Annotated in this window: 24 protein-coding genes; 15 read left to right on the top strand and 9 right to left on the bottom strand. The window is 65.0% G+C overall.

The features are described from left to right. Window positions 1–11 precede the first annotated feature (11 nt). The 4 genes from BLQ70_RS14020 (at window position 12) to BLQ70_RS14005 (ending at window position 3,267) form a co-directional block, all read left to right on the top strand. The gene (locus BLQ70_RS14020) at window positions 12–989 is read left to right on the top strand and encodes a hypothetical protein (RefSeq protein WP_139163545.1); all 978 of its coding nucleotides are present in this window, start codon (window positions 12–14) and stop codon (window positions 987–989) included. Between the two features lie 47 nt (window positions 990–1,036). Then, a complete protein-coding gene (locus BLQ70_RS14015; RefSeq protein ID WP_091857816.1) occupies window positions 1,037–1,864 on the top strand; it encodes an acid phosphatase in 828 nt (275 codons plus the stop codon). A gap of 127 nt (window positions 1,865–1,991) precedes the next feature. Then, a complete protein-coding gene (locus BLQ70_RS14010) occupies window positions 1,992–3,005 on the top strand; it encodes a DUF1214 domain-containing protein (RefSeq protein WP_210184293.1) in 1,014 nt (337 codons plus the stop codon). Continuing rightward, entirely contained in the window at window positions 2,995–3,267 is a 273-nt protein-coding gene (locus BLQ70_RS14005; RefSeq protein WP_091857520.1) for a mechanosensitive ion channel domain-containing protein, read from the top strand. The genes BLQ70_RS14010 and BLQ70_RS14005 overlap by 11 nt, the downstream gene beginning before the upstream one ends. Here the strand turns inward: BLQ70_RS14005 and BLQ70_RS14000 are convergent. From BLQ70_RS14000 to BLQ70_RS13975, 6 genes are all read right to left on the bottom strand, one after another. Beyond that, the gene (locus BLQ70_RS14000) at window positions 3,206–4,051 is read right to left on the bottom strand and encodes an inositol monophosphatase family protein (protein WP_091857518.1); all 846 of its coding nucleotides are present in this window, start codon (window positions 4,049–4,051) and stop codon (window positions 3,206–3,208) included. The genes BLQ70_RS14005 and BLQ70_RS14000 overlap by 62 nt on opposite strands. A gap of 40 nt (window positions 4,052–4,091) precedes the next feature. After that, on the bottom strand, window positions 4,092–4,898 hold the full coding sequence (locus BLQ70_RS13995; RefSeq protein WP_091857516.1) for an inositol monophosphatase family protein: 807 nt from the start codon (window positions 4,896–4,898) through the stop codon (window positions 4,092–4,094). Then, the gene (locus BLQ70_RS13990; protein ID WP_091857515.1) at window positions 4,888–5,616 is read right to left on the bottom strand and encodes an ABC transporter permease; all 729 of its coding nucleotides are present in this window, start codon (window positions 5,614–5,616) and stop codon (window positions 4,888–4,890) included. The genes BLQ70_RS13995 and BLQ70_RS13990 overlap by 11 nt, the downstream gene beginning before the upstream one ends. 2 nt (window positions 5,617–5,618) lie before the next feature. Beyond that, window positions 5,619–6,317, bottom strand: coding sequence for an ABC transporter permease (locus BLQ70_RS13985; protein ID WP_061968616.1), 699 nt, complete (start codon window positions 6,315–6,317; stop codon window positions 5,619–5,621). 82 nt (window positions 6,318–6,399) lie between these two features. Further along, window positions 6,400–7,197 (bottom strand): transporter substrate-binding domain-containing protein, encoded by a 798-nt coding sequence (locus BLQ70_RS13980; protein WP_091857514.1) that lies wholly within the window; start codon window positions 7,195–7,197, stop codon window positions 6,400–6,402. An 11-nt stretch (window positions 7,198–7,208) separates the two neighbouring features. Next, entirely contained in the window at window positions 7,209–7,985 is a 777-nt protein-coding gene (locus BLQ70_RS13975; protein ID WP_210184292.1) for an ABC transporter ATP-binding protein, read from the bottom strand. Window positions 7,986–8,185: 200 nt separating this feature from the next. On the opposite strand from BLQ70_RS13975, the gene pdxR (BLQ70_RS13970) reads away from it, so the two are divergent. The 10 genes from pdxR (BLQ70_RS13970) (at window position 8,186) to BLQ70_RS13925 (ending at window position 18,036) form a co-directional block, all read left to right on the top strand. Beyond that, complete coding sequence (pdxR, locus tag BLQ70_RS13970) at window positions 8,186–9,670, top strand: MocR-like pyridoxine biosynthesis transcription factor PdxR (RefSeq protein WP_170843412.1); 1,485 nt, start codon at window positions 8,186–8,188, stop codon at window positions 9,668–9,670. 58 nt (window positions 9,671–9,728) lie between these two features. Then, on the top strand, window positions 9,729–10,511 hold the full coding sequence (locus BLQ70_RS13965) for a 2-keto-4-pentenoate hydratase (RefSeq protein WP_091857511.1): 783 nt from the start codon (window positions 9,729–9,731) through the stop codon (window positions 10,509–10,511). 18 nt (window positions 10,512–10,529) lie between these two features. Then, entirely contained in the window at window positions 10,530–11,735 is a 1,206-nt protein-coding gene (locus BLQ70_RS13960; protein WP_170843411.1) for an aminotransferase-like domain-containing protein, read from the top strand. 57 nt (window positions 11,736–11,792) lie between these two features. Then, window positions 11,793–12,455: an RraA family protein gene (locus BLQ70_RS13955; RefSeq protein ID WP_091857812.1), complete on the top strand. Its 663-nt coding sequence runs from the start codon at window positions 11,793–11,795 to the stop codon at window positions 12,453–12,455. 102 nt (window positions 12,456–12,557) lie between these two features. Beyond that, on the top strand, window positions 12,558–14,054 hold the full coding sequence (gene pdxR, locus BLQ70_RS13950; protein WP_091857507.1) for a MocR-like pyridoxine biosynthesis transcription factor PdxR: 1,497 nt from the start codon (window positions 12,558–12,560) through the stop codon (window positions 14,052–14,054). Between the two features lie 150 nt (window positions 14,055–14,204). Beyond that, complete coding sequence (locus tag BLQ70_RS13945; protein ID WP_091857505.1) at window positions 14,205–14,978, top strand: ABC transporter ATP-binding protein; 774 nt, start codon at window positions 14,205–14,207, stop codon at window positions 14,976–14,978. Window positions 14,979–15,009: 31 nt separating this feature from the next. Then, complete coding sequence (locus BLQ70_RS13940) at window positions 15,010–15,792, top strand: transporter substrate-binding domain-containing protein (protein ID WP_091857502.1); 783 nt, start codon at window positions 15,010–15,012, stop codon at window positions 15,790–15,792. A 45-nt stretch (window positions 15,793–15,837) separates the two neighbouring features. Next, a complete protein-coding gene (locus tag BLQ70_RS13935) occupies window positions 15,838–16,536 on the top strand; it encodes an ABC transporter permease (protein ID WP_091857500.1) in 699 nt (232 codons plus the stop codon). Continuing rightward, window positions 16,533–17,264, top strand: a complete 732-nt coding sequence (locus tag BLQ70_RS13930) for an ABC transporter permease (RefSeq protein WP_091857498.1) — start codon at window positions 16,533–16,535, stop codon at window positions 17,262–17,264. The genes BLQ70_RS13935 and BLQ70_RS13930 overlap by 4 nt, the downstream gene beginning before the upstream one ends. Beyond that, on the top strand, window positions 17,251–18,036 hold the full coding sequence (locus tag BLQ70_RS13925; RefSeq protein WP_061968636.1) for an inositol monophosphatase family protein: 786 nt from the start codon (window positions 17,251–17,253) through the stop codon (window positions 18,034–18,036). The genes BLQ70_RS13930 and BLQ70_RS13925 overlap by 14 nt, the downstream gene beginning before the upstream one ends. 171 nt (window positions 18,037–18,207) lie before the next feature. On the opposite strand, the gene BLQ70_RS13920 is transcribed toward BLQ70_RS13925, so the two are convergent. From BLQ70_RS13920 to BLQ70_RS13915, 3 genes are all read right to left on the bottom strand, one after another. After that, a complete protein-coding gene (locus tag BLQ70_RS13920) occupies window positions 18,208–18,474 on the bottom strand; it encodes a sunset domain-containing protein (protein WP_210184291.1) in 267 nt (88 codons plus the stop codon). Window positions 18,475–18,712: 238 nt separating this feature from the next. Next, the gene (locus BLQ70_RS25365) at window positions 18,713–18,964 is read right to left on the bottom strand and encodes a hypothetical protein (RefSeq protein WP_113584836.1); all 252 of its coding nucleotides are present in this window, start codon (window positions 18,962–18,964) and stop codon (window positions 18,713–18,715) included. Window positions 18,965–19,172: 208 nt separating this feature from the next. Next, window positions 19,173–20,045 (bottom strand): PhzF family phenazine biosynthesis protein, encoded by an 873-nt coding sequence (locus BLQ70_RS13915; protein ID WP_061969135.1) that lies wholly within the window; start codon window positions 20,043–20,045, stop codon window positions 19,173–19,175. A 332-nt stretch (window positions 20,046–20,377) separates the two neighbouring features. On the opposite strand from BLQ70_RS13915, the gene motA reads away from it, so the two are divergent. Beyond that, window positions 20,378–21,235, top strand: a complete 858-nt coding sequence (motA, locus tag BLQ70_RS13910; RefSeq protein ID WP_091857496.1) for a flagellar motor stator protein MotA — start codon at window positions 20,378–20,380, stop codon at window positions 21,233–21,235. Window positions 21,236–21,246: the final 11 nt, after the last annotated feature.

Genomic DNA, 21,246 nt, shown 5'->3' with positions numbered 1-21,246 from the left:
CGGGCTTCCGGGTGAATCGCACCCATAGAGTGCAGACTAGCCGATTGCGATTGGCGCGAAATGGCAAGACGGGCAGGCTCCCCATGCACGAAATGCTCGCGACGACATGTGCTGGCCGTTTGGCCGCGATCACGGGCCGTAGCGAGCCGGAGCGTTCGTGCAGGCGCTGGCAGGGCAGGGGACAGGCAGCAATGTCAGGCGCAACGCCGCGCTATCTCGCTATCGGTTTGATGCCGGCTTGCCTGTGCGGGCCGGCCTGGGCGTCCGACCTCCGGCAGCCCGCCGCGCCACCGACGCCTGCCCTCGCGTCGACGCCGAGCTTCTCGGTCACGAGCTATGTCTGGGCGACGGCGATCGACGGCAAAAGCGCGACGCTGCCGCCGCTGCCGGCTGCGGATTTCAGCCTGCGTTTCCGCGACGTGCTCAAGGAGCTCAACGGCGCGCTGATGGCATCCGCCGAGATGCGCATCGACCGCTGGAGCGTCCTGGTCGACGGGCAGTTCTCGCAGGTGACGACCGGCGGCTCTCTGCCCGGCCCCTTCTTTTCCGCACTGAAGCTGCGCTCGCAGACCACGACCCTGCAGGGCTCCGCCTTCTACCGTATCCACGAGGACTCGGTTTTTGCGCTGGACGTGGGCGGCGGTATCCGGTTCTGGAATCTCGACACCAAGCTCGAAATTCTGCCAGGACTCGCCAATCTTCGTATCGATCACCGTCAATCGCAGATGTGGGCCGATCCGATCCTCGGCGCCCGCCTCGGAATAAAGCTCGACGGTCCCTGGAGCTTGACGGTGGCCGGCGACATCGGCGGCCTCAGTGTCGGCTCGCGCCTGACCTGGCAAGGCCTGGGCAGCGTCGACTACGCCTGGAACGAGAAGCTGACGTTGAAAGCCGGCTACCGGGCGCTCTATGTCGATTATCGCAATGGCGGCTTTTCGTATGACGTGACCCAGCACGGGCCCGCCGTCGCCGCAACATACCGGTTCTGACCGGAGCTTCACGCGTTCGCGCCATGTCGAGAGGAATGGGAATGTCGATGACCGGGACTGCGGTGCGAGCCGCACATGTTTCCCTGCTGGCACTGCTCGCGCTCTGCGGGCAGGCGCTGGCACAGGCGGGCGAGGCCCAGCCCAAGGTCACCGACCCGCATTTCAAGATCGCGCCGGGCTATCTGAAGCGGTCCGACCTGCCGGACAGCCTTGTCCTGCTCGGGGCGCCGCCCGCTGCGGACTCGGCTGCGCTCGCCCGGGACGAGGAAGCGCGCAAGACGACAATTCCCTTGCGCAACACCGCGCGCTGGAAGCTCGCTATTACCGATGCCGATCTCGCCTTTCCGCAGGCCGCGGATAACTTCTCCTGCGCGATGGGCGTCCGGATCGACGGCCAGCAGACCCCACGCCTCTACGCGATGATGCAGAAGATGCTGTCGGATTTCGGCCTCTCCACCTATGGCGTGAAGAACAAGTACAACCGGGTCCGCCCCTTCGTGGTCCATAACGAGGCGACCTGCCGGGCGGATCAGGAGGCCATTCTGCGGAACGACGGCTCGTATCCATCCGGCCACACGGCTGCCGGCTGGGGCTGGGCTCTCGTCTTCGCGCAGATCAACCCCGAGCGCGCGGATGCCCTCTTCAAGCGCGGCATCGAATTCGGGCAGAGTCGCGTGATCTGCGACGCGCATTGGCAGAGCGATGTCGATGCGGGGCGGATCATGGGTGCGGCGACCGTCGCGCGGCTGCAGACCGACCCGACCTTCCTCGCCGATCTCAAGGCCGCGAAAGTGGAGGTGAAGGCGGCGAAGGCGAAACGGCTGCCCTCGACCGCCGAATGTGCCGCGGAGGCTGCCGCGCTGTCCGCGCAGTAGCGGGCTCGGAACCGGACATTTCCAGCCGGGCGGAGCGTAGCCGACGATCAGCCGAGGCACGGGTGCGGAGCCATTCGGGCCTGTCCGATGAGCACATCAATCAAAGACACCAATGAGGTATCGTTCAATGCGCATGACGTTGGCCTGCAGCCTGAGTTTCCTGGTTCTGGCGCCCTGCGTGGCGTCCGCACAGCCGGTTCCGGTGACCGTCGACAACTTCAAGCGAGCCGAGTCCGATTTCTATATGGCCAAAACGGTCGATGCGGGTGCTCTCGGCAAGTTCGTCCATAACAGGACCCCGACGCCGATCGACAAGCAGCCCGTGGTCCGGATGAACCGGGATACGCTCTATTCCCAGGCGGTCTTCGATCTCAACGCCGACTCGGTGACCATCACCCTTCCAGAGGCCGGCAAGCGCTTCGTCTCGATGCAGGTCATCAGTGAAGACCACTACACCCCGATGGTGGTCTACAAGCCGGGCCCCACGACGCTCACCAAGGCCAAGGTCGGGACCCGCTACGTGTTCGTTGCGGTCCGTATCCTTGTCGATCCCAACGACGCCAAGGATCTTGCGCAGGTTCACGCCTTGCAGGATGCGCTGAAGGTGCAGCAGAAGTCGGCCGGCAAGTTCGAGGCCCCGAACTGGGATCTGGCTCAGCAGAAGAAGATCCGCGAGGCACTGGAAACGCTCTCCGCGGCGTCAGGCGACTTCAGCAACGCTTTCGGCCCGAAGGGGAAGGTCGATCCGGTCAAGCACCTGCTCGGCACCGCGTCCGGCTGGGGCGGAAACCCCGACAAGGACGCATCCTACCCTTCGGTGACCCCCGCCAAGAACGACGGCAAGACGGTCTACAAGCTCAGGCTCAAGGATGTCCCCGTCGATGCGTTCTGGTCGATCAGCGTCTACAACGACAAGGGCTTCTTCCAGAAGAACGACTACGACGCCTATTCGGTCAACAGCATCACCGGCAAGAAGAGCGCCGACGGCGCGATCGACATCCAGTTCGGCGGCTGCGACGGCAAGATCGCGAACTGCCTGCCGATCACGCAGGGGTGGAACTACACATTCCGGCTCTACCGGCCCCGCGCCGCGTATCTGAACGGCACGTGGAAGCTGCCGGTGGCGCAGCCTGCATCGTAGCCCGCCTGGCCTGTTCTTCCTCGTCGATGACACCTTCCGCCATGACGAGTGCATTGAGACCGCGGGGGCCAGGGGTACGGTCGAGAGAATCTCGCTGCGCTCGGTCTCCTCGAGGCATCCGCGCGGCCCGGTTGCGACAATCCCCTTCGGCCAGCTGCAGACATTGAAAGGTGACTTCAAACCGGACTTTGAAATCGTGGCTAGGCAAGAGCGGTTTTGTTCGGTGCGCCTGTCGCACAGGTCGGACCAAAGATGTCGATGAACTGGCCATGGAACTGCCTGGGCGCGACGACGAGGCTGCGGCACCGAAGCGGATCGCCCTTGCCGTCGATCTCGGTCGCGAGGCAGCCTGCTTCCCGCGCGATAATCACGCCTGCTGCGAGATCCCAGAGATCGAGCTTGGCACCGGAGGTCCAGAAGCCATCGAAACGGCCTTCCGCGACATAGGCGATCTCCAGCGCGGCCGAGCCCGGGCTGCGGATGCCTGAGACGCGCGGCATGATCGCCGCCATCTCGCGAGCCGCCTTCTCGGTGTCACCCTTGCCATTATAGGGGAAGCAGGTTCCGACGACGGCATGCGCGAGGGACTTGCGGCTGGAGCCGTTCAGTCGCTTCTCGCCGAGATACGCGCCCTTCCCGGCCACGGCCCAGAACATCTCACCGCTCAGCGGATTGAAGGTCACGCCGGCTGTCACCTCGTCGCCCTCCATCAGGGCGAGGGAGGCCGAGAATTGTGGGATGCCATGCAGGAAATTGTTGGTGCCATCCAGCGGGTCGATGATGATCCTGAGCCCGTTACCGGCATCGGGAGAGGCCGCCCCCTCCTCGCCCAGCACGGCGACTTCGGGCAGCTTCGCGTTGAGATGGGCGACGATCAGGCGCTCAGATTCGATATCAGCGGCGGAGACGAAGTCCGAGGGACCCTTTTCCAGGATGGGCAGCGCGGAGAGGCGCCCGAAATTCGCGGCGAGCGAGGCGCCGCCGATGCGCGCGGCCTCCTTCATGGCCTCGACGATCTCTTTGCGTGTCCGGGGCTTGATGGTCATGACGGCTAGCCTGGTTGAGTTGGTACACAGCTCGGACGGCTCACGCCGCCGACATCATTCCGGCGCGCGGAGCCGCGATCTGGGTGAGCGCCGCCCGGTGCAGATCGGAATTGGCCGCCGCGAGGCAGTGGCCACTCGAATGCAGGGTCAGCGGCGCGCCGTCCCAGTCGGAGATGACGCCGCCGGCATTAGCGATGACCGGGACATGGGCGAGCACGTCATGCGGGGTGGTGAAGCGGTCGATCGCGATATCGATCCCGCCTGAGGCGAGGCGCCCATAGGAGTAGCAGCTCCCGCCATAGACGCACCAATGCACCGACGTGCGCAGCGCCTGGAAAACCGGCAAGGTTTCGGGATCGTAGAGCTCTATATTGCTGGTCGAGAGGACGGACTCGGTAAGGAGCTTCCGGTCTGAGGTCGCGACGCGGGTGTCGTTCAACGTGGTCGGGTAGCCTTCGGCACCGATCCAGCGCTCGCGGGTCATCGGCTGGTCGATGACGCCCAGGATCGGGATGCCGCGGCGGGTGAGCGCGATCAGCGTGCCGAAAACCGGAATGCCGGCGACAAACGCCTTGGTGCCGTCGATCGGGTCGAGCACCCAGACATACTCGGCATCGGTCGCCTGCGCGCCGAATTCCTCGCCCTGAATGCCGTGATCCGGAAAGGCCGCGCCGATGCGGCGGCGCAGTTCCGTCTCGACGCCGCGGTCGATCTCCGTGACCGGGCTGTCGTCGCCCTTGGAAACGAAGGCGTTGTTCCGGCTGGCGGCCTCGCGGATGATCGCGCCGCTTGCGTCGGCCAGCCCCTGGGCGAAGGCAATGAAGTTCCTGATGTCGCTAGTCGGCATGACGGACCTGTCCGGGGATCGCAGCACTGCTCTTGAGGGGGCGCTGGTGCTTGCTCAGCGCATATTCGAGGTATTTGAAGCAGCGCGTGATCACGAGCGTGATCGTGAGGTAGATCAGCGCCGCCATGATGAAGACCTCGTAGGGCTGGAAGGTGCTGGCGACGATGGTGTTGGCGACGCCGGTCAATTCCATCAGCGTGATCGTGCTGGCGAGCGAGGTGCCCTTCAGCATGCCGATCGCCTGGTTGCTGTAGGCGGGCAGCATCAGCCTGAACGCGATCGGCAGCACGATGAAGCGCTGGACCTGGAAGGCCGACATGCCGCAGGCGCGCGCCGCCTCGACCTCGCCGGCCGGCACGGCCTGGATCGCGCCGCGCAGGATGTTCGTCGTATAGGCGGTGGAATGCAGCGCGCAGGCGAGCAGGGCGCAGACGAAGGGCTGGCGCAGCCAGGGCCAGAGGACGCTCTGGCGGACGAAATCGAACTGCGCGAGCCCGTAATAGACGATGAAGATCTGCACCAAGAGCGGCGTGCCGCGGAAGAAATAGACGAAGGCGTAGATCGGCGTGCGGGCGGCACGGCTGCCATTGGCATAGAGGATGCCGAGCGGCAGCGCGCAGATGAAGCCGATGAGCTCCGTCAGCAGCAGGAGCTTGAGGGTGAGGACCGCGCCTTCCAGCAGACGCGGCAGGCTCTCGATCATGAGCGAGAGGTCCATGATCAGACCCTCCGGACGCCGCGGTTCGCGCGGGTCTCCAGCCATTCGATGCCGAGGGAATTGGCGATCGTCAGCAGGAGATAGATGAGCGCCGCCAGCATGTAGAAATGGAACGGGCTGCGCGTCACCGAGGTCGCGATGTAGCTGACGCGCATCAGCTCCTCGAGGCCGACCACCGAGATCAGGGAGGTGTTCTTGATCAGCGAGATCCAGATATTGCCGAGCGCCGGCAGGGCGTAGCGCCACATCAGCGGCAGGCGGATATGGATGAACAGCGTCAGCGGCGACATGCCGAAGGCCTTGGCCGCCTCGATCTGGCCGGGCGGAATGGCGAGAAAGGCGCCGCGGAAGATCTCGGCCGCGTAGCCGCCGAAGACCAGGCTCAGCGCCAGCACGCCGGCGCCGAGCGCCGGCATCTCGAAAGAGGTGTTCGGCCCGCCGATCCAGCGCAGCGCGGCCGACAAGGCGACGGTGCTGCCGAAATAGACGAGCAGGATGATCAGCAGCTCCGGCGTGCCGCGAATGCAGGTGGTGTAGAGATCGCCGGCCGCTCGCAGAAACCGCGACGAAGAGAGTTTGGCGAGCGCGACGAGGAGCCCGATCACGAGCCCCGCCGCCAAGGCCAGGAACGCGACCTTGAGCGTGACCATCGTTCCCCAGAAGAGCTGGGTGCCCCAGCCCTGAAAGAGGTCTGCCGTCATATTGCGTTCCCGTCAGGGGAGGATAGCGCCGGGCATGGCCGGCACCTGCGGCATCGGACCATGCCCTTGCAGCCGGGGCGGCTCAGTCGGCCCAGACGCTCGGCATGACCGTGAACTTCCAGTATTTCTGGTTGATCGCCTTGAAGGTGCCGTCGGCGAACATGCCCTTCAGCGCTTCGTCGACCTTGGCCAGCAGCTCCGGCTCGTTCTTGCGCAGCCCGACGCCGACACCCGGCCCGAAATACTTGATGCTTTCCAGCTCGGGGCCGACAAAGGCGAAGTCCTTGCCCTGCTTGTCCTCGAAGAAGCCGGCCATCTTGATCGGTCCGGCCATGATCAGGTCGACCCGGCCCGAGATGAGGTCGAGCAGCAAGGTCTCGTAATTCTCGTAGCGCGAGATCTGCACGCCGGGGAACAGCTCGGTGAAATAGCGGTCATAGGTGCTGGCGCGGATCATGCCCACGACCTTGCCGTCGAGCGCCTTGGGATTTGGCTTCCCATCCGCGGTCACAGGCTGCAGCTTGGAACCCTTCGGGCCGACGAAGCGGCCGGTCGAGGCGCGATAGGGAATGCTGAAATCGATGCTCTTCTGGCGCGCTTCCGTGATCGAAAGGCTGGCGAGGATGAGATCGAACTTGCGGGCCGAGAGGGCCGGTATCAGTCCCTCGAATGCCTGGCAGACGAATTGCAACTCGAAGCCCGCCCGCTTGCCGATCTCGCGGGCGAGGTCGACGTCGAAGCCGGTCAGCTCTCCGCCCGCCGTACGATAGTTGAAGGGCGGGTTGGTGCATTCGGTGCCAACCTTGACCTCGCGGGCGAAGGCGGAGCCGGCCAGCAGCAGCGCTGCGCCGGTCAGTAGGGTGAGTGCCGTCTTCTTCATGGTTCTTCTCCTCACAGAACCCGCTGCAGGAAGCGCCTGCACCGCTCGGACGTCGGATTGCCGAAGATGTTCTCCGGCGTGTCGCGCTCTTCGATCTTCCCCTCGTGAAGGAAGAGCACCTCGTTCGAGACTTCGCGAGCGAAGGCCATTTCATGGGTCACGACGATCATGGTGCGTCCCTCTTCCGCGAGCTGCCGCATGACGCCCAGCACCTCGCCGACCAGTTCGGGATCGAGGGCCGAGGTCGGCTCATCGAAAAGCAGGAGCTTGGGCTCCATGGCCAGTGCACGGGCAATGGCGCAGCGCTGCTGCTGGCCGCCGGAGATATGGGCGGGGTAGTGGAAGCGCTTGTCGAACAGGCCGACCTTGGCGAGCAAGATCTCGGCTCGCTCCTTGGCCTCCGCCTTGGGCACGCCCAGAACCTTGATCGGCGCGATCATGACATTGTCGAGGACGGTGAGGTGGCTCCAGAGGTTGAAGCTCTGGAAGACCATGCCCATCCGGCTGCGGATGCGGTTGATCTGGCGGGCGTCCAGAGCCGCAGCGCCATTGCCACGGCGCCCGAGGTTCAGCTGCTCGCCTTCGAAGTGGATCGAGCCGGCTTCGGGCGTTTCAAGGAGGTTGATGCAGCGCAGGAAGGTGCTTTTCCCCGAGCCGCTCGCCCCGATCATGCAAATGACGTCGCGTTCGCGGGCTGCCAGGCTGACGCCCTTGAGAACCGGGAAGTCGCCATAGCTCTTGTGGATGCCGTCCGCCGTGAGGACGGTCTTCGCCTCGGGTCGAGACACGTTTTCCCCTCCGCTTGCGCTGGATGACCGGCTTTGTCCGATCGCGATTGGCAGGGACGGTACCGACGGCTAAAAACAGCCTCAAGTACCAATTCTTTCGAGTCGAGCATACCAATCCGGCGACATGCTTGACCGCTCGTGCGACGCGCCGCTCAATCGCCGAGAGCTACCGACCGGACCCGCCCCGACCGCGACAGGATATGAACGCGAGCTTCAACTACCCTTTCTGGAACACGATCGCGTTGGCGCCGGACGGGCCGGAGCCGCTCTATGACCAGATCGCCGGGCAAATTCGGGCGCTGGTCGTCGACGGCGCGATCCCCCGCGGCATGCATCTGCCGCCTTCGCGCAAGCTGGCCGACGAGCTCGGCGTCTCCCGATCGACCATCGTGCTCGCCTATAACCGCCTGAAGAACGAAGGCTACGCGCATGGGCGTACAGGCGCGGGCACCTATATCGAGAAGGATCTGCCCGAAGACATGCACCGCCGGATCGGCGAGCCGTCGCCCGCTCCGCAGCCGCCCCCGCAGCCGCGCGTGTTGGCGGCGCGCGGCTGCGCCCTGATGGGGCTGCCGCTGCCGAGCGAGCGCGAGCTCGGCTACGATCTCAGCCCCCTGCTGCCGGCGCTGGACGAGTTGCCGTTCGCGGATATCAGCCGCAGCACCGCCGAGTACTGGGGTTCGGAGCCCTGGCCCCAGTTCAATTTCAGCGAGCGCCTCGGCCTGCCCGCCTTGCGCCAGCAGATCGCGAAATATCTGGGGGAATACGAAGGCGTGCCTTGCCGGCCGGAGCAGATCGCCGTTGTCGCCAGCACGACGCAGGCCTTCATCCTGCTGGCGCAATTGCTGCTCGACCCTGGCGACGGCGTCGTCATCGAGGACCCCGGCTATCCGACGCGGACGGCAGCGATGGTGGCGAACGGCGCCCGCATCCTGCCGCAGCGCGTCGATCTGGAGGGGCTCTGCATCGATCGCTTCGGGCCGGAAACGCATGATGCCCGCATGGTGATCGCTTCGCCGACCAACCAGTTTCCCTATGGCTCGACCATGTCGATGGAGCGCCGGCTTTCCCTGCTCGCCTGGGCGCGGGCCCGCAACGCCTGGGTGATCGAGTATGATTACAGCAGCCCGATCGGCATCAACCGCCAGCCGCTCGCCTCGCTGCTCTCGCTCGATGCCGACCAGCGCGTGATCTTCATCGGCAATATCAACCGCATCTTCTCGCCCTCGCTGGGCCTGACCTATCTGGTGCTGCCGCCGGACCTGGTCGAGCTGTTCTACCGGGCGAAGCTCGTCTTCTCCTGCTACCTGCCGCCGCCCCTCCAGCAGATGGTGGCCGACATTATGGGCCGCGGCGTTCTCGCCAAGCATGTCCGGCGCATGCGGCTGATCTATCGCGAGCGGGCAACCATCCTGGTCGACGCGCTGCGTCAGGCTCTCAGTGACCGGCTCCTCATCCCAGATGTCACCGCGGGATTGCACCTGACGGCCCACGCGCTGGGGCCGCTGGATGATGCGGCCGTCACCAATGCTGCGCGCCAGCGCGGCATCGATGCGCCTGCCTTGTCGCGCTACCGCTTGCAGGACCGCACGGCGACGGGTTTCGTCTTCGGCTTCGGCAATACCGTGCCGGAACGCATAACTCCGGCGGTGCGGCGCTTTGCCGAGATCATGGCCGCCGCCTAGGGCTTTTTGGAATCGATCGCTACCCCGGGCATCAGCAGGACCGGGACAGGAGGACGGGATGATCGACACGGACGGATTGGCCAACAGGCTGATCGACGAGCATGACCGGAACGAGCAGTTCCGGCCCTTCGCCGCGGCGAACGGCATCGCCTCGCTCGAGGATTCCTACGCGGTGCAGGAGCGCTATGTCTCGCTGCTGAAGCCGCGCTGCGGCGCTGCCGTCGGCTACAAGATCGGCCTGACCTCGCAGCGCATGCAGACGATGTGCGGCATTCCCCATCCGATCGCGGGCGTCGTACTGGCCGACCGGCTGCATCATTCCGGCGCACGCCTCGCCATCGCCGATTACGGCCGCATGGGTCTCGAATTCGAGATCGCGGTGCGCATGGCCAGCGATCTCCCCATCGGAGGGCCGGCCTGGACGCAGGAGAGCATCGCGGCCCATGTCGCCGGCGTCTGCGCCGCGATCGAGATCGTCGACGACCGGGCCGCCGATTATGCCGAGCTCGACGTGCTTTCGCTGGTCGCCGACAACTCCTGGAATGGCGGCGTGATCCTGTCGAGATTCTGCAGCGATTGGCCGGCGCTGGACGCCGTCTCGGGCACGATCAGCCATAATGGCACGGAGATCGATCGCGGCTATGGTCGCGACGCGCTGGGCCATCCCTTCGCGCCGCTCGCCTGGCTCGCCAATGCGCTGGCGGCAAAGGGGCAGAGCCTGAAATCCGGCGAGATCGTGATGACCGGCAGCCTCGTCACCACCCGCTTCCCGACCGAGAGCGAAATCTATCGCTTCGAGCTCGAAGGCATCGGCGCCGTCGAACTCAATGTCATCACTTGAGTGCCGGAAAGTACGATCATGACGTCTCGCCTCGCTGCCCGGATGAGCCGGGTCAAACCATCGGCCATCCGCGAACTCCTGCGGCTCGGTGCCGATCCCAATGTGATCTCCTTCGGCGGCGGCTATCCCGACGCCTCGTTGTTCCCGATCGCGGGGCTCGACGAGGTCTTCCGCAAGACGCTGGCCGAGAACGGACAGGAGGCGCTGCAATACACCGTCTCGAACGGCATGCCGCTGCTGCGCCGTCAGATCGCCGAGCGCATGACGCGCGACGGCGTGCCCTGCACCACCGACGAGGTACTGATCCTCCAGGGCGGCCAGCAGGGGCTCGACCTCGTCGCCAAGATGCTGGTCGACAAGGACGACGTCATCGTCGTCGAGGACCCGACCTTCCTCGGCGCGCTGATCGCCTTCAACCCTTGCGAGCCGCGCTATGTCACCGTCGGCATGGACGAGGACGGCATGGATGTCGAGGCGCTCGACGCGGCTCTGAAGGCCAATCCGGGCGCGAAGTTCATCTACACGGTTCCGGATTTCCACAATCCGACCGGTGTCACCATGAGCCTGGCGCGTCGCAAGCGCCTGGTCGAGATCGCCAATGCCCATGACATCATCATCCTCGAGGATTCGCCCTATCGCGAGATCCGCTTCGAGGGCGAGCGCATCCCGCCGATCAAGAGCTTCGATACCGAAGGCCGCGTGATCTATCTCGGCAGTTTCTCGAAGATCCTGGCGCCTGGCCTCCGGCTTGGCTGGGCCGTGGCCTCGACCGACCTCATCGAGCAACTCGGCCTGCTCAAGCTCGCGGCCGATACGCAGACGAGCACGCTCAACATGGCGGTCGCCTCGCGCTTCCTGGCGGATTACGACATCGACGCGCATATCGGCACGATCCGCAGCGCCTATCGCCACAAGAAGAACCTGATGCTGGACACGATCCGGCAGAGCTTCCCGCAGGAGATCGCCTGCACGGATGCAAGCGGCGGACTCTTCACCTGGCTGACCTTCCCGGAAGGCTTCGACACGGCCGCCTTCATGCTCGACCATGCGCTGCCGGAGGCCCGCGTCGCCTATGTGCCCGGCGCGACCTTCTTCGCGCTGGACCAGCGGCCGAACCATGCCCGCCTGAGCTACTCGACCCAGACGGATGAGCGGCTCGTCGCCGGCATCACGGCGCTCGGCAACGTCCTGAAAAGCCACATGGGGTCGCGGATTCGCGGCTGACGCAAACCCTGCCGATCGGCGCCAATGCGCCGTGCCGCGACAGATGAGGACAAGATCATGCCCGTGACCATCCACCCCGTTCCGCAAAGCGACCTGACACAGGCCGAGATCGAGCGCTGGCGCGCGATCCCCGTCGCGGTCGCAGTCGATCTCGGTCGCAATCTCAACCAGATCGACCCTGCCATCCGCCCCCTGATGCCGCCTGGTCAGCAGCCGCGCCTGTTCGGACGCGCGGTGACCGCCTTCTGCGAGGCGCCGGATTTCGGCTCGGTCGTGCGCGCGATGGACGTCATCGGCCCCGGCGACGTCCTCGTCATCGCGGCGGCAGGGCACGCGGAGAGCGCGATGATCGGGGAGATCCTCGGCGGTCACATCCGCCGCAAGGGCGCCGTGGGCATCGTCTGCGACGGGGCGATCCGCGATGTCGGGATGCTCGCGAGCTGGACGGATTTTTCGGTCTTCGCGCGCTCGGTGACGCCACGCGGACCGTCCTCGGCCGAGCGCGGCGAGATCAACCGGCCGGTGACGATCGGCGGCGCGATCGTCTCGCCCGGCGACCTCCTGATCGGCGACGATGACGGGCTGGTTGCCCTGACGCCCGCGACGATCCGCGCCCGCATCGCCGATGCCGAAGCCCGGCTGGTGCTGGAGGCGAAATGGGAGGCGGCCCTGACGGCCGGAGAGACGGCGGAGGCCGTCTTCGGACTGAAAGCGCCGTAGGGCACCCTCGGCCTCGTATTCGAACGCCGTTCCGCGAAATCCGCTTGGAGAATCCGGCGCCCGCGTCCATTCGGAAGGAGTGTGTCAGCCTGACGAGGGCGAATGGCCAACCAGTTCAACTATCCCGTCTGGAACCTGATCAGGCTCGAGCGCGACAGTGAGATCCCGCTCTACGAGCAGATATTCGCCCGGTTCCAGACGGGCATCACCGAAGGTGTGATTCCGCGCGGGACGCGCCTGCCCCCCAGCCGCACGCTGGCCAAGGAATTGGCTCTCGCCCGCAACACGGTGGTTCAGGCCTATGACCGCCTGGAAGCTGAAGGCTATGTCCGGCGCGCCCATGGCTCCGGCACCTTCGTCGACAGGGTCCTGCCCGAGGATCACCAGACGCGAGCCAGGCCCGCTCCGCCCGCGCCACCTCCCGGCAAGACGGCCCTGTCGGAGCGCGCGACTCGTCTGCTCGCGTTCCACCTGCCGCCCGAGCGCTCCGAGACGCTGGGCCTCAGCCCAGGCGTGCCTGCCCTCGACGAATTTCCCTACGACATCTTCAGCCGGATCGCGGCCCGGCACTGGCGTTCCCGCGCGATCTCGCAGACGGGCTACGGCGTGGGCCATCCGCGCGCCGGCCTCACCCACCAGATCGCGGCCTATCTCGCGGAAGCACGCGGCCTGGCCTGCGCGCCGGAACAGGTCATCGTCATCGGCAGCACGCTCCAGGCGGCGGCGCTCGTCGCCCATGTCCTGCTCGATGCCGGAGACGTGGTCGCGGTCGAGGATCCCGGCCACCTGACCGAACTTGCCACGTTCGAGCTCAGCGGCGTGCGAATCCACCCTGTGCCGATCGACGAGATGGGCCTCGACGCGGCCGCCCTTCCGACGCAGGCGGACGGAGGAACGCTGCCGAAGCTGGTCGTCGTCTCACCGGTCGAGCAGTTCCCGTACGGATCGTCGATGCCGTCCGCGCGACGCCAGGCTTTGCTTGCCTGGGCGCAAGCTCATGGCGGCTGGGTGCTGGAGGATGATTTCAACAGCGAGATCCGCTGGTTGGGACAGGCGCAGCCGCCGCTCTTCGCCACAGACACGCAAGAGCGCGTCATCTACACCAGCTCCTTCAACCGCGCCTTGGCGCCCGGTTTGAGACTGGCCTATCTCGTCGTGCCGCCGGGCCTTGTCGAGGCCTTCACCCAGGCGCAACGCGTCTTCTCGCTCTATGCGCCGCAGCCGGACCAGGCGCTGGTCGCGGCCTTCATGGCGGAGGGGCATCTGGCGGCGCATCTGCGCCGGATGCGGGCGATCTATCGGGAACGCTCGCTCCTGCTGGCAGACGGGCTGCAGCAGCGCATCGGCGACCGCTTCGTCATACCCTATGTGACGGCGGGACTGCACATGACGGTTCGGCCACGCATCTCGTTCGACGATGTCGCGGCCGCGACGGCGCTTCTGCACCGCGGCTTCGACTGCCCGGCCTTGTCGCGCTATTGCCGCGGGCCTGCACGGCAGGGATTGATCCTCGGCTTCGGCAACACCCTGACCGAAAAGCTGCCGGCCTGTGTCGAGGCGGTGGCCGAGGCGATCGATGCCGCCTGCGACGGGGCCTAACGCCGCGTGACGATGCAATAGGCGCCCGCCACGGACCCAGCCTGCCGCCCTTTTGTGCGACGTCGGGAACTGGACCCTAGCGAAAGCTCCGAATTGGACCTTGGGGGGCCACGAACCGCCTCACATTCTGCCGTCAGCAGCGGAGCCCTCATGAACGTCGAACGCAGCACCGTCCTGGAGGTCAAGGGTATCCGGAAGAGCTTCGGGGACCTGGCCGTCCTCAAGGGACTGGACCTGACGGCCCGCAGCCATGACGTCGTGACGATGATCGGCGCCAGCGGCTCGGGCAAGAGCACCTTCCTGCGCTGCATCAACTTCCTCGAACTGCCCGATGCCGGCACCATCCGCTTCGAGGGCGAGACGGTCCGGCTGGCGCAGCAAGGCGGCGGCCGGGCCCAGCTCGACCGCAAGCAGATCAACCGGATGCGCAGCCGTATCGGCATGGTGTTCCAGAGCTTCAACCTCTGGACGCACCTGACCGTGCTGGAGAACATCGCGGTGGCACCGATCAAGGTGCTCGGCCTCAGCCGCAAGGAGGCGACGGAGCGCGCCGAGGCCTATCTCGAAAAGGTCGGGCTGATCGAGAAGCGCCACGCCTATCCCGCCCATATATCCGGCGGGCAGCAGCAGCGCGTCGGCATCGCCCGGGCGCTGGCGATGGAACCGGCGCTGCTGCTCTTCGACGAGCCGACATCGGCGCTCGATCCCGAACTGGTCGGCGAGGTGCTCGCGGTGATGCGCACGCTCGCCGCCGAGGGGCGCACCATGATCATCGTTACGCATGAGATGGGCTTCGCCCGCGAGATCTCCAGCGAGGTGCTGTTCCTGCACCAGGGCGTCGTCGAGGAGCGCGGCCCGCCCGAACAGGTCCTCGGCAACCCGCGTTCTGAGCGCTGCCGCGCCTTCCTGCAACGCGTCCTGTGAATCGAGCCGTCAATTCAAAGGGGAGAACGACATGCTGAAGCCCATACTCGTCGCCGCCGGATTGCTCAGTGCCTTGACGACGGGAGCCGCGGCAAGAGACATCAAGGTCGGCAGCGAATGCACCTATCCGCCCTTCAACTATCGCGACGCCAAGGGTGAATTGCAGGGCTTCGACATCGATGTCGCCCGCGAGATCGGCAAGCGCCTGAACGCCAATCTCGTCTTCGTCTGCCAGCAATGGGACGGCATGATCCCGGCGCTGCTCGCCGGTAAGTTCGACCTGATCGTGGCGAGCATGTCGATCACCGACGAGCGCAAGAAGTCGATCGATTTCAGCGTGCCCTACCGCTCCTCCACCGCCCGCTTCGTCGGCGCCAAGACGCTGAACCTCCAGCCGGTCTCAGCCGACGGCAAGCCGGACCCGAAGGCGCTGGCCGGCAAGACGGTCGGGCTGCAGCGCTCCTCGACTTACGAGCAGTTTATGACAAAGGAATTTCCGGGCGTGAAGCTCGCGCAATACGACACGGTCGACAATCTACTGCTCGACCTGCAATCGGGCCGGATCGACCTGGCCTTCGCCGGGCCGATCAAGCTCGATGGCGATTTCCTGCAGAAGCCGCGCGGCGAAAAATTCCATTTCGTCGGCCCGGAGATCAACAATATCGCCCTGTTCGGTCCCGGCGTCGGCGTGGCGCTCCGCAAGGAAGACAGCGCGCTGCGCGACCAGATCGACGCGGCGCTGAACGCCTCGTTCAAGGACGGCTCCTTCAAGGCCATCAACGATCGCTACTGGTCGTTCAGCGTCCTGCCCTGATCGCGCGACGAGGCAGCGGACCCGAGAGCGGCGGAGGTCGTGACGATGGATGTCCTGATGGGCTGGGGCGGCCAGCTCCTGCACGGCGCGCTGACGACCCTGGAAGTCGCCTTCGCCGCGCTGGCGCTCGGGCTCGTCTGGGGCGTTCTCGGCGCGCTCGCCCAGCTCTCCCGCTGGTGGCTGGTCCGGCAGCTCGGCTTCCTGTTCACGCTGATCATGCGCGGCACACCGGAACTGCTGATCATCCTGATCATCTATTTCGGCGGCTCGGTCACGCTGACCGGGCTCGCCAAGTCGATCGGGATGGCAGCGGGTTTCGTCGAGATTCCCGCCTTCGCCGCCGGCGTCTTCGCGCTCAGCCTCGTCTTCGGCGGCTATGCCGCGGAGGTGCTGCGCGGCGCCTTCCTCGCCATCCCGAAAGGCCAGATCGAGGCGGCGGAGGCCTTCGGCTTCTCCTGGTGGGACGCTTTCACGACGGTGCGCCTGCCGCAGATCTGGCGCTTCGCCCTGCCGGGACTCGGCAATAACTGGATCTCGTTGATCAAGGACACCTCGCTCATCTCGGTCGTCGGGCTGGAGGAGATCATGCGGGTCAGCGGCATGGCGACGGCTGTCACGGGCGAGCCCTTCCGCTTCTACCTGATCGCCGCGATCATCTTCTACGCGCTGACCACCAGCAACGGGCTCATCGTCGCGAAACTGGAACGCCGCGCCAGCCGTGGCGAACGGGAGCTGGCGCGATGAACCCGAGCCTCATGATCGAGAGCCTGCCGGCGCTGCTGGAAGGCACCTGGCTCAGCCTGCAACTCCTGACTGCCGCTCTCGTGCTCGGCATGGCGCTGGCCGTGCCGATGGCGATCGCCCGGCTGGAAGCGCCCGGCCCAGTCCGCGCGGCAATCGCCTTCTACATCTCGTTCTTCAGGGGCACGCCGCTCCTGGTCCAGATCTTCCTGGTCTATTACGGGCTGTCGCAGTTCGACTTCGTCCGCGAGAGCGCGCTCTGGCCCTTCATCCGGGAGCCGTGGTTCTGCGCCGTCCTGACCTTCTCGCTGCATACCGCCGCCTATACGGCGAATATCCTGCGCGGCGCGATCCAGGCGGTGCCGGCCGGCGAGATCGAGGCCGCTCATGCCTGCGGCATGTCCGGCCCGTTGGCCTATCGCGTCATCATCCTGCCGCGCGCCTTCCGGCTTGCTCTCCCGGCCTATGCCAACGAGATCGTCAGCATGCTCAAGGCGACGTCGCTGGCGAGCACCATCACGCTCATGGAGCTGACGGGCACCGCCAATACAATCGTGGCGCGCACCTTCGCGCCCTACGAGCTCTTCGTGACCGCGGCAGCGATCTACCTCGTCATCGCCGCCATCCTGACCGCAGCCCTGCGAGCCCTCGAATACCGGCTCGCCAGACACCAGCGCGCGCCCGCCAGCACCACGGCGGTGATCGCCGGAGAAGCTCATGTCCAAGCCTGACATCCACGCCTTCGCCGGTTTCGCCGAGCGGCTCGCCGATCGCAGTGGCGCGATCATCCGCGAAGCCATCGCCAAGGGCCGCAGCTTCGACACCAAGGCCGATCACAGCCCGGTCACCGAGATCGACCGCCGAGTCGAGGACAGCCTGCGTCGCGAGATCGCCATCGCCCATCCCGATCACGGCATCCTCGGCGAGGAATACGAATCCATCGGGCTCGACCGTGACTTCGTCTGGATCATCGACCCGATCGACGGCACCAAGGCCTTCATCACGGGCATCCCGACCTTCGGCACGCTGATCGCTCTGGCCTACAAGGGCACGCCGATCCTCGGCGTCATCGACAACCCCGTCACGGCGGAGCGCTGGATCGGTGGCGACGGCCTGCCGACGCGCCGCAATGGCGAGACGGTCCAGACCCGTAAGGGGGCATCGCTGGCCGATGCCATCCTCGGCAACGGCAATCCCGAGCCATTCGACGCCGGCGAGCGTGCCGCCTTCGAGCGCCTGCGCAGCGATACGAAGTGGTGCGTCTATGGCGGCGGCTGCCACGCCTATGGCCGGGTCTCGGACGGCGCGCTCGACATCAGCCTCGATGGCGGGCTCGATCCGTTCGACTACTGCGCGCTGACGCCGATCGTGCGCAATGCCGGCGGCGCGATCACCGATTGGGAAGGCCGCGAGCTCACGATCCATTCCGGCCATCGCTGTGTCGTGGCGAGCGGCAGCCCGACACTGCATGAAGCGGTTCTCGACCGGTTGCGCCGCCATTGATGAACTGGATCGTCCGGAACCGAACTCTCCGGATGTCAGCAAGGGGTCAGCTTCGGCCGCCTGACTGCCAACCTCGCCAGACTGCCCTGAAGCAGACGTTCCCGACGTCGGCTATGGGTCAAGAGCGGACAGGGAGGCCGGCCGCTCGCGCGCCGCCGGGTCTTTTTCGTTTCAGCTTCTTGCTGGCCTCCATCCCGCGCGTTCGGCGTCCTCGGCCGTGCAGAACCAGCGCTCGCCGTGTTGCGGGCTGATATTGGTCTCGAGATAACGGCGCTGGCCGGGGACGTGGTAGATGCGTTCCCCCGTATTGATGCTGATGTTTCCCTTGACCTGGCAGGAAGGGGAAAGCCTGGCCCAGACGGCGTCTGACGCAGTCAAGCCGCTCAGGCTGGCGAATCCCACTGCCGCCGCGATCCCGGCCATCGGAAGCATCTTCATCGGATAGCACCCCGGTTCCCACAGCATCGATCCGGACGCATGCGGTTGCGCGTATCATGCCGCCACCGCGTAATTATCCAGTTTTCGGGGTGCGCTGCATTTGAGCTTCCTTGGCCCGGTCAGTGCTTGATTTTGGCTTGGCTCGATCGCTGACGCGGTGATGGGCACTTCGCCGCCGCTGGGCCGATCAAGTGGCCACGCGGCCTCTCGCGCATCTACTTATGATGGCAGAGCTGTATCAGGCAGCCGCCGGCAGAACCCGCCCTGTGACCGCCAGATATCGATCACTGGAGTGCATCACCGCAACGACGATAGAAGTTCCGTCATCGCAAACGATATGCAGCCGATCCTGCAGCAATGCCGGGTCGAGTGCGGATGTATCGCAGAGAAGATGGCCTGCGCGGGTATCGTCGTAGTCACTGCCAAATTGGAAGGTGAGAGGGAGCCTGCGCCCATTGCGCAGGACCAAAGAGCCTTTTCCGGTATGCATGACAGGTCTCCGCCTAGGCGGCGTCAATGCGCGCCGCCAGCGGTCATTTCCAAAAGCGGATGGAGACAACTGCAGCGCCGATCCTGCTCCCTCCACATGGCTTGTCTATGTCTTTTGAGTGGCCGCCACTCATTATCGCCTCGGAACTCCGGCTAGCGGGCTTTTTCGCGAGTTGTGTCCGCAAAGGGTCGGAAGCGGACAGTGCGAGCTATGCCGCAATGAACCCATCTACGGTGGTGACGCACGCGCCGCCGACTTGAACTTGCCCCTGAGCATCGACCGTGACGCTGATCTTGCCGTCGCGACCGACGCGCCGACCCTGTTCAGCTTTGTAGTTTACGCCGCTCGCAGGAAGCAGCCCCCGGCTCGCGCGGAAAACGGCGACGCTGCCATTGCCGCTCCCGCACACGGGGTCTTCACTGACCCCGCATGACGGGGCAAAGGTACGGACTTCAATGTCCGGCGTGCTATCTGATCGCCCAGCGAACACGGTGATTCCGGTCGCGCCCTTTCGTTTTTCGAACTGAGCCGAGCGGATCAAATCGGGTTCTAGGCCCAGCACGGCGTCCACGCTGGCTAGTTGTGCGACGATCCAGACGGCCCCGACATTGATAATCGCAGGCGTAGCATCGCGCATAATCGGATGTCGCAGGATCGCTTCGACCTCGTCGATCTCTTCGCCGGTCAAAGAGGTAAGTGTCGCTGGTGGCAGCGAGAGGGTCAAAATCCGGTCAGGACCATCGCCATTCACCGCAACGTCCACCAATCCAACACCGCATTCCTGAATGAGCTTTCCATCCTTCGGCGTCGCAATGCCCGCTTCAAGCACAGCATGAGCACTCCCCAATGTCGGATGCCCGGCGAAAGGCATCTCCGCGCTCGGGTTGAAAATTCGCAGCAGATAGCTCGCATTCGGATTGGTCGGCGGCAGGACGAATGTGGTTTCGGAGAGGTTCGTCCAACTGGCGATGGCCTGCATCTCAGCGTCGGTCAGCCCCGAACCATCGAGCACAACAGCCACGGGGTTGCCCAAAAGCGGCTTTGCCGAAAACGCATCGACGACTTTGAAAGCGCGAGACATGTCTTTCTCCATTCCGATCCTGTCGGCTCAACTATGCGAAGCGTCGCTACGAGCAAAGCTCGTCCATCACAAGTGGGCATGCCTTCACGTCAGCTTTGGGTCGATTGCTGACGTTCGCCGAGACCCGCCGGCTCGATCTCAATGCCCAAATCCGGGCACTCCTGATCACTTATCCTACCGACCCAAACTTCAAAGCCGTCGTCGAAGGAGGACGCTTACTAGCCTGTCGTCCACTGGTCATAAACTCGCCCTTAACCTTAATCGGTCAGTTCGTTGGGCTAGTTAGTGGCTTCGCGCGGGCTGTACCTGCTGCGGCGCGAGGGTGGCAGACAATGCGGCTGATCGTCGGCACAATAATCGTCTTCGTCTGCGTCTTCGGAAGCTACGCGGCGATGGGCGGCCACCTTGAGGTGCTTTGGCAGCCGTTCGAGTTTGTCATCATCCTCGGTGCAGCGATTGGTGCCTTCGTCATCGGCAACCCTGCGCCGGTGCTCAAGGCTGTGCCCGCCATGCTCGGCACGCTCATGAAGGGTCCCCAGTACAAGCAGGAATGCTATGTCGAACTGCTCGGGATGCAGTATTCCTTGTACAAGTTTGTAAAGCAGAAGGGCATGCTCGCTGTCGAGGAGCACATCGAAAATCCGAGCGAGTCGAGTTTGTTCAATGCCTTCCCGACTTTTGCAGCGAACCATCATGCGGTTGAGTTCGTCTGCGACTACATGCGAATGCTGACGATGGGTGCCAACAACGTCCACGAGATCGACGCTCTCATGGACGAGGAACTGGAGACGCACCATCAGGAGCAGGAGCGTATGGTTGCGGCAATGCAGTCGCTTGCCGACGGTACACCGGCGCTCGGCATCGTCGCCGCCGTGCTCGGCGTGATCAAGACGATGGGGGCGATCACCGAGCCGCCGGAGGTGCTGGGACATCTGATCGGCGGCGCGCTCGTAGGCACTTTCTTCGGCGTCTTCGTCGCCTACGGCTTCTTCGGGCCCATGGCGCAATCGCTCAAGGGCACGTTCGAGGCGGAATCCAAATACTTTCTTTCACTCAAGGCGGGTCTCCTCGCCCATATCGGGGGCCAGCCGCCGGTAATGGCGGTAGAATTTGCCCGCAAGGCTCTGATGAGCGACGTCCGCCCAACGTTCAACGAAGTGGAAGCGGCAACCGCCGGCCTCCCCGCCTAGATCTGATCCAA

This window comes from Allobosea robiniae (assembly GCF_900102525.1).
Classification (GTDB): Bacteria; Pseudomonadota; Alphaproteobacteria; order Rhizobiales; family Beijerinckiaceae; genus Allobosea; species Allobosea robiniae.
This window is presented reverse-complemented; position numbering and strand designations above follow the sequence as displayed.

Bases quoted from the DNA above. Each gene is read 5' to 3' on its own strand.
- BLQ70_RS13940 (WP_091857502.1), top strand. From the start codon at position 15,010: ATGCTGAAGCCCATACTCGTCGCCGCCGGATTGCTCAGTGCCTTGACG.
- BLQ70_RS14015 (WP_091857816.1), top strand. From the start codon at position 1,037: ATGACCGGGACTGCGGTGCGAGCCGCACATGTTTCCCTGCTGGCACTG.
- BLQ70_RS13945 (WP_091857505.1), top strand. From the start codon at position 14,205: ATGAACGTCGAACGCAGCACCGTCCTGGAGGTCAAGGGTATCCGGAAG.
- BLQ70_RS13985 (WP_061968616.1), bottom strand. From the start codon at position 6,317: ATGACGGCAGACCTCTTTCAGGGCTGGGGCACCCAGCTCTTCTGGGGA.
- BLQ70_RS13935 (WP_091857500.1), top strand. From the start codon at position 15,838: ATGGATGTCCTGATGGGCTGGGGCGGCCAGCTCCTGCACGGCGCGCTG.
- BLQ70_RS13915 (WP_061969135.1), bottom strand. From the start codon at position 20,045: ATGTCTCGCGCTTTCAAAGTCGTCGATGCGTTTTCGGCAAAGCCGCTT.
- BLQ70_RS25365 (WP_113584836.1), bottom strand. From the start codon at position 18,964: ATGCATACCGGAAAAGGCTCTTTGGTCCTGCGCAATGGGCGCAGGCTC.
- motA (WP_091857496.1), top strand. From the start codon at position 20,378: ATGCGGCTGATCGTCGGCACAATAATCGTCTTCGTCTGCGTCTTCGGA.
- BLQ70_RS13925 (WP_061968636.1), top strand. From the start codon at position 17,251: ATGTCCAAGCCTGACATCCACGCCTTCGCCGGTTTCGCCGAGCGGCTC.
- BLQ70_RS14010 (WP_210184293.1), top strand. From the start codon at position 1,992: ATGCGCATGACGTTGGCCTGCAGCCTGAGTTTCCTGGTTCTGGCGCCC.
- BLQ70_RS13990 (WP_091857515.1), bottom strand. From the start codon at position 5,616: ATGGACCTCTCGCTCATGATCGAGAGCCTGCCGCGTCTGCTGGAAGGC.
- BLQ70_RS13920 (WP_210184291.1), bottom strand. From the start codon at position 18,474: ATGAAGATGCTTCCGATGGCCGGGATCGCGGCGGCAGTGGGATTCGCC.
- BLQ70_RS13980 (WP_091857514.1), bottom strand. From the start codon at position 7,197: ATGAAGAAGACGGCACTCACCCTACTGACCGGCGCAGCGCTGCTGCTG.
- BLQ70_RS13960 (WP_170843411.1), top strand. From the start codon at position 10,530: ATGACGTCTCGCCTCGCTGCCCGGATGAGCCGGGTCAAACCATCGGCC.
- BLQ70_RS13930 (WP_091857498.1), top strand. From the start codon at position 16,533: ATGAACCCGAGCCTCATGATCGAGAGCCTGCCGGCGCTGCTGGAAGGC.
- pdxR (WP_091857507.1), top strand. From the start codon at position 12,558: ATGGCCAACCAGTTCAACTATCCCGTCTGGAACCTGATCAGGCTCGAG.
- BLQ70_RS14000 (WP_091857518.1), bottom strand. From the start codon at position 4,051: ATGACCATCAAGCCCCGGACACGCAAAGAGATCGTCGAGGCCATGAAG.
- BLQ70_RS13965 (WP_091857511.1), top strand. From the start codon at position 9,729: ATGATCGACACGGACGGATTGGCCAACAGGCTGATCGACGAGCATGAC.
- pdxR (WP_170843412.1), top strand. From the start codon at position 8,186: ATGAACGCGAGCTTCAACTACCCTTTCTGGAACACGATCGCGTTGGCG.
- BLQ70_RS13995 (WP_091857516.1), bottom strand. From the start codon at position 4,898: ATGCCGACTAGCGACATCAGGAACTTCATTGCCTTCGCCCAGGGGCTG.
- BLQ70_RS13955 (WP_091857812.1), top strand. From the start codon at position 11,793: ATGCCCGTGACCATCCACCCCGTTCCGCAAAGCGACCTGACACAGGCC.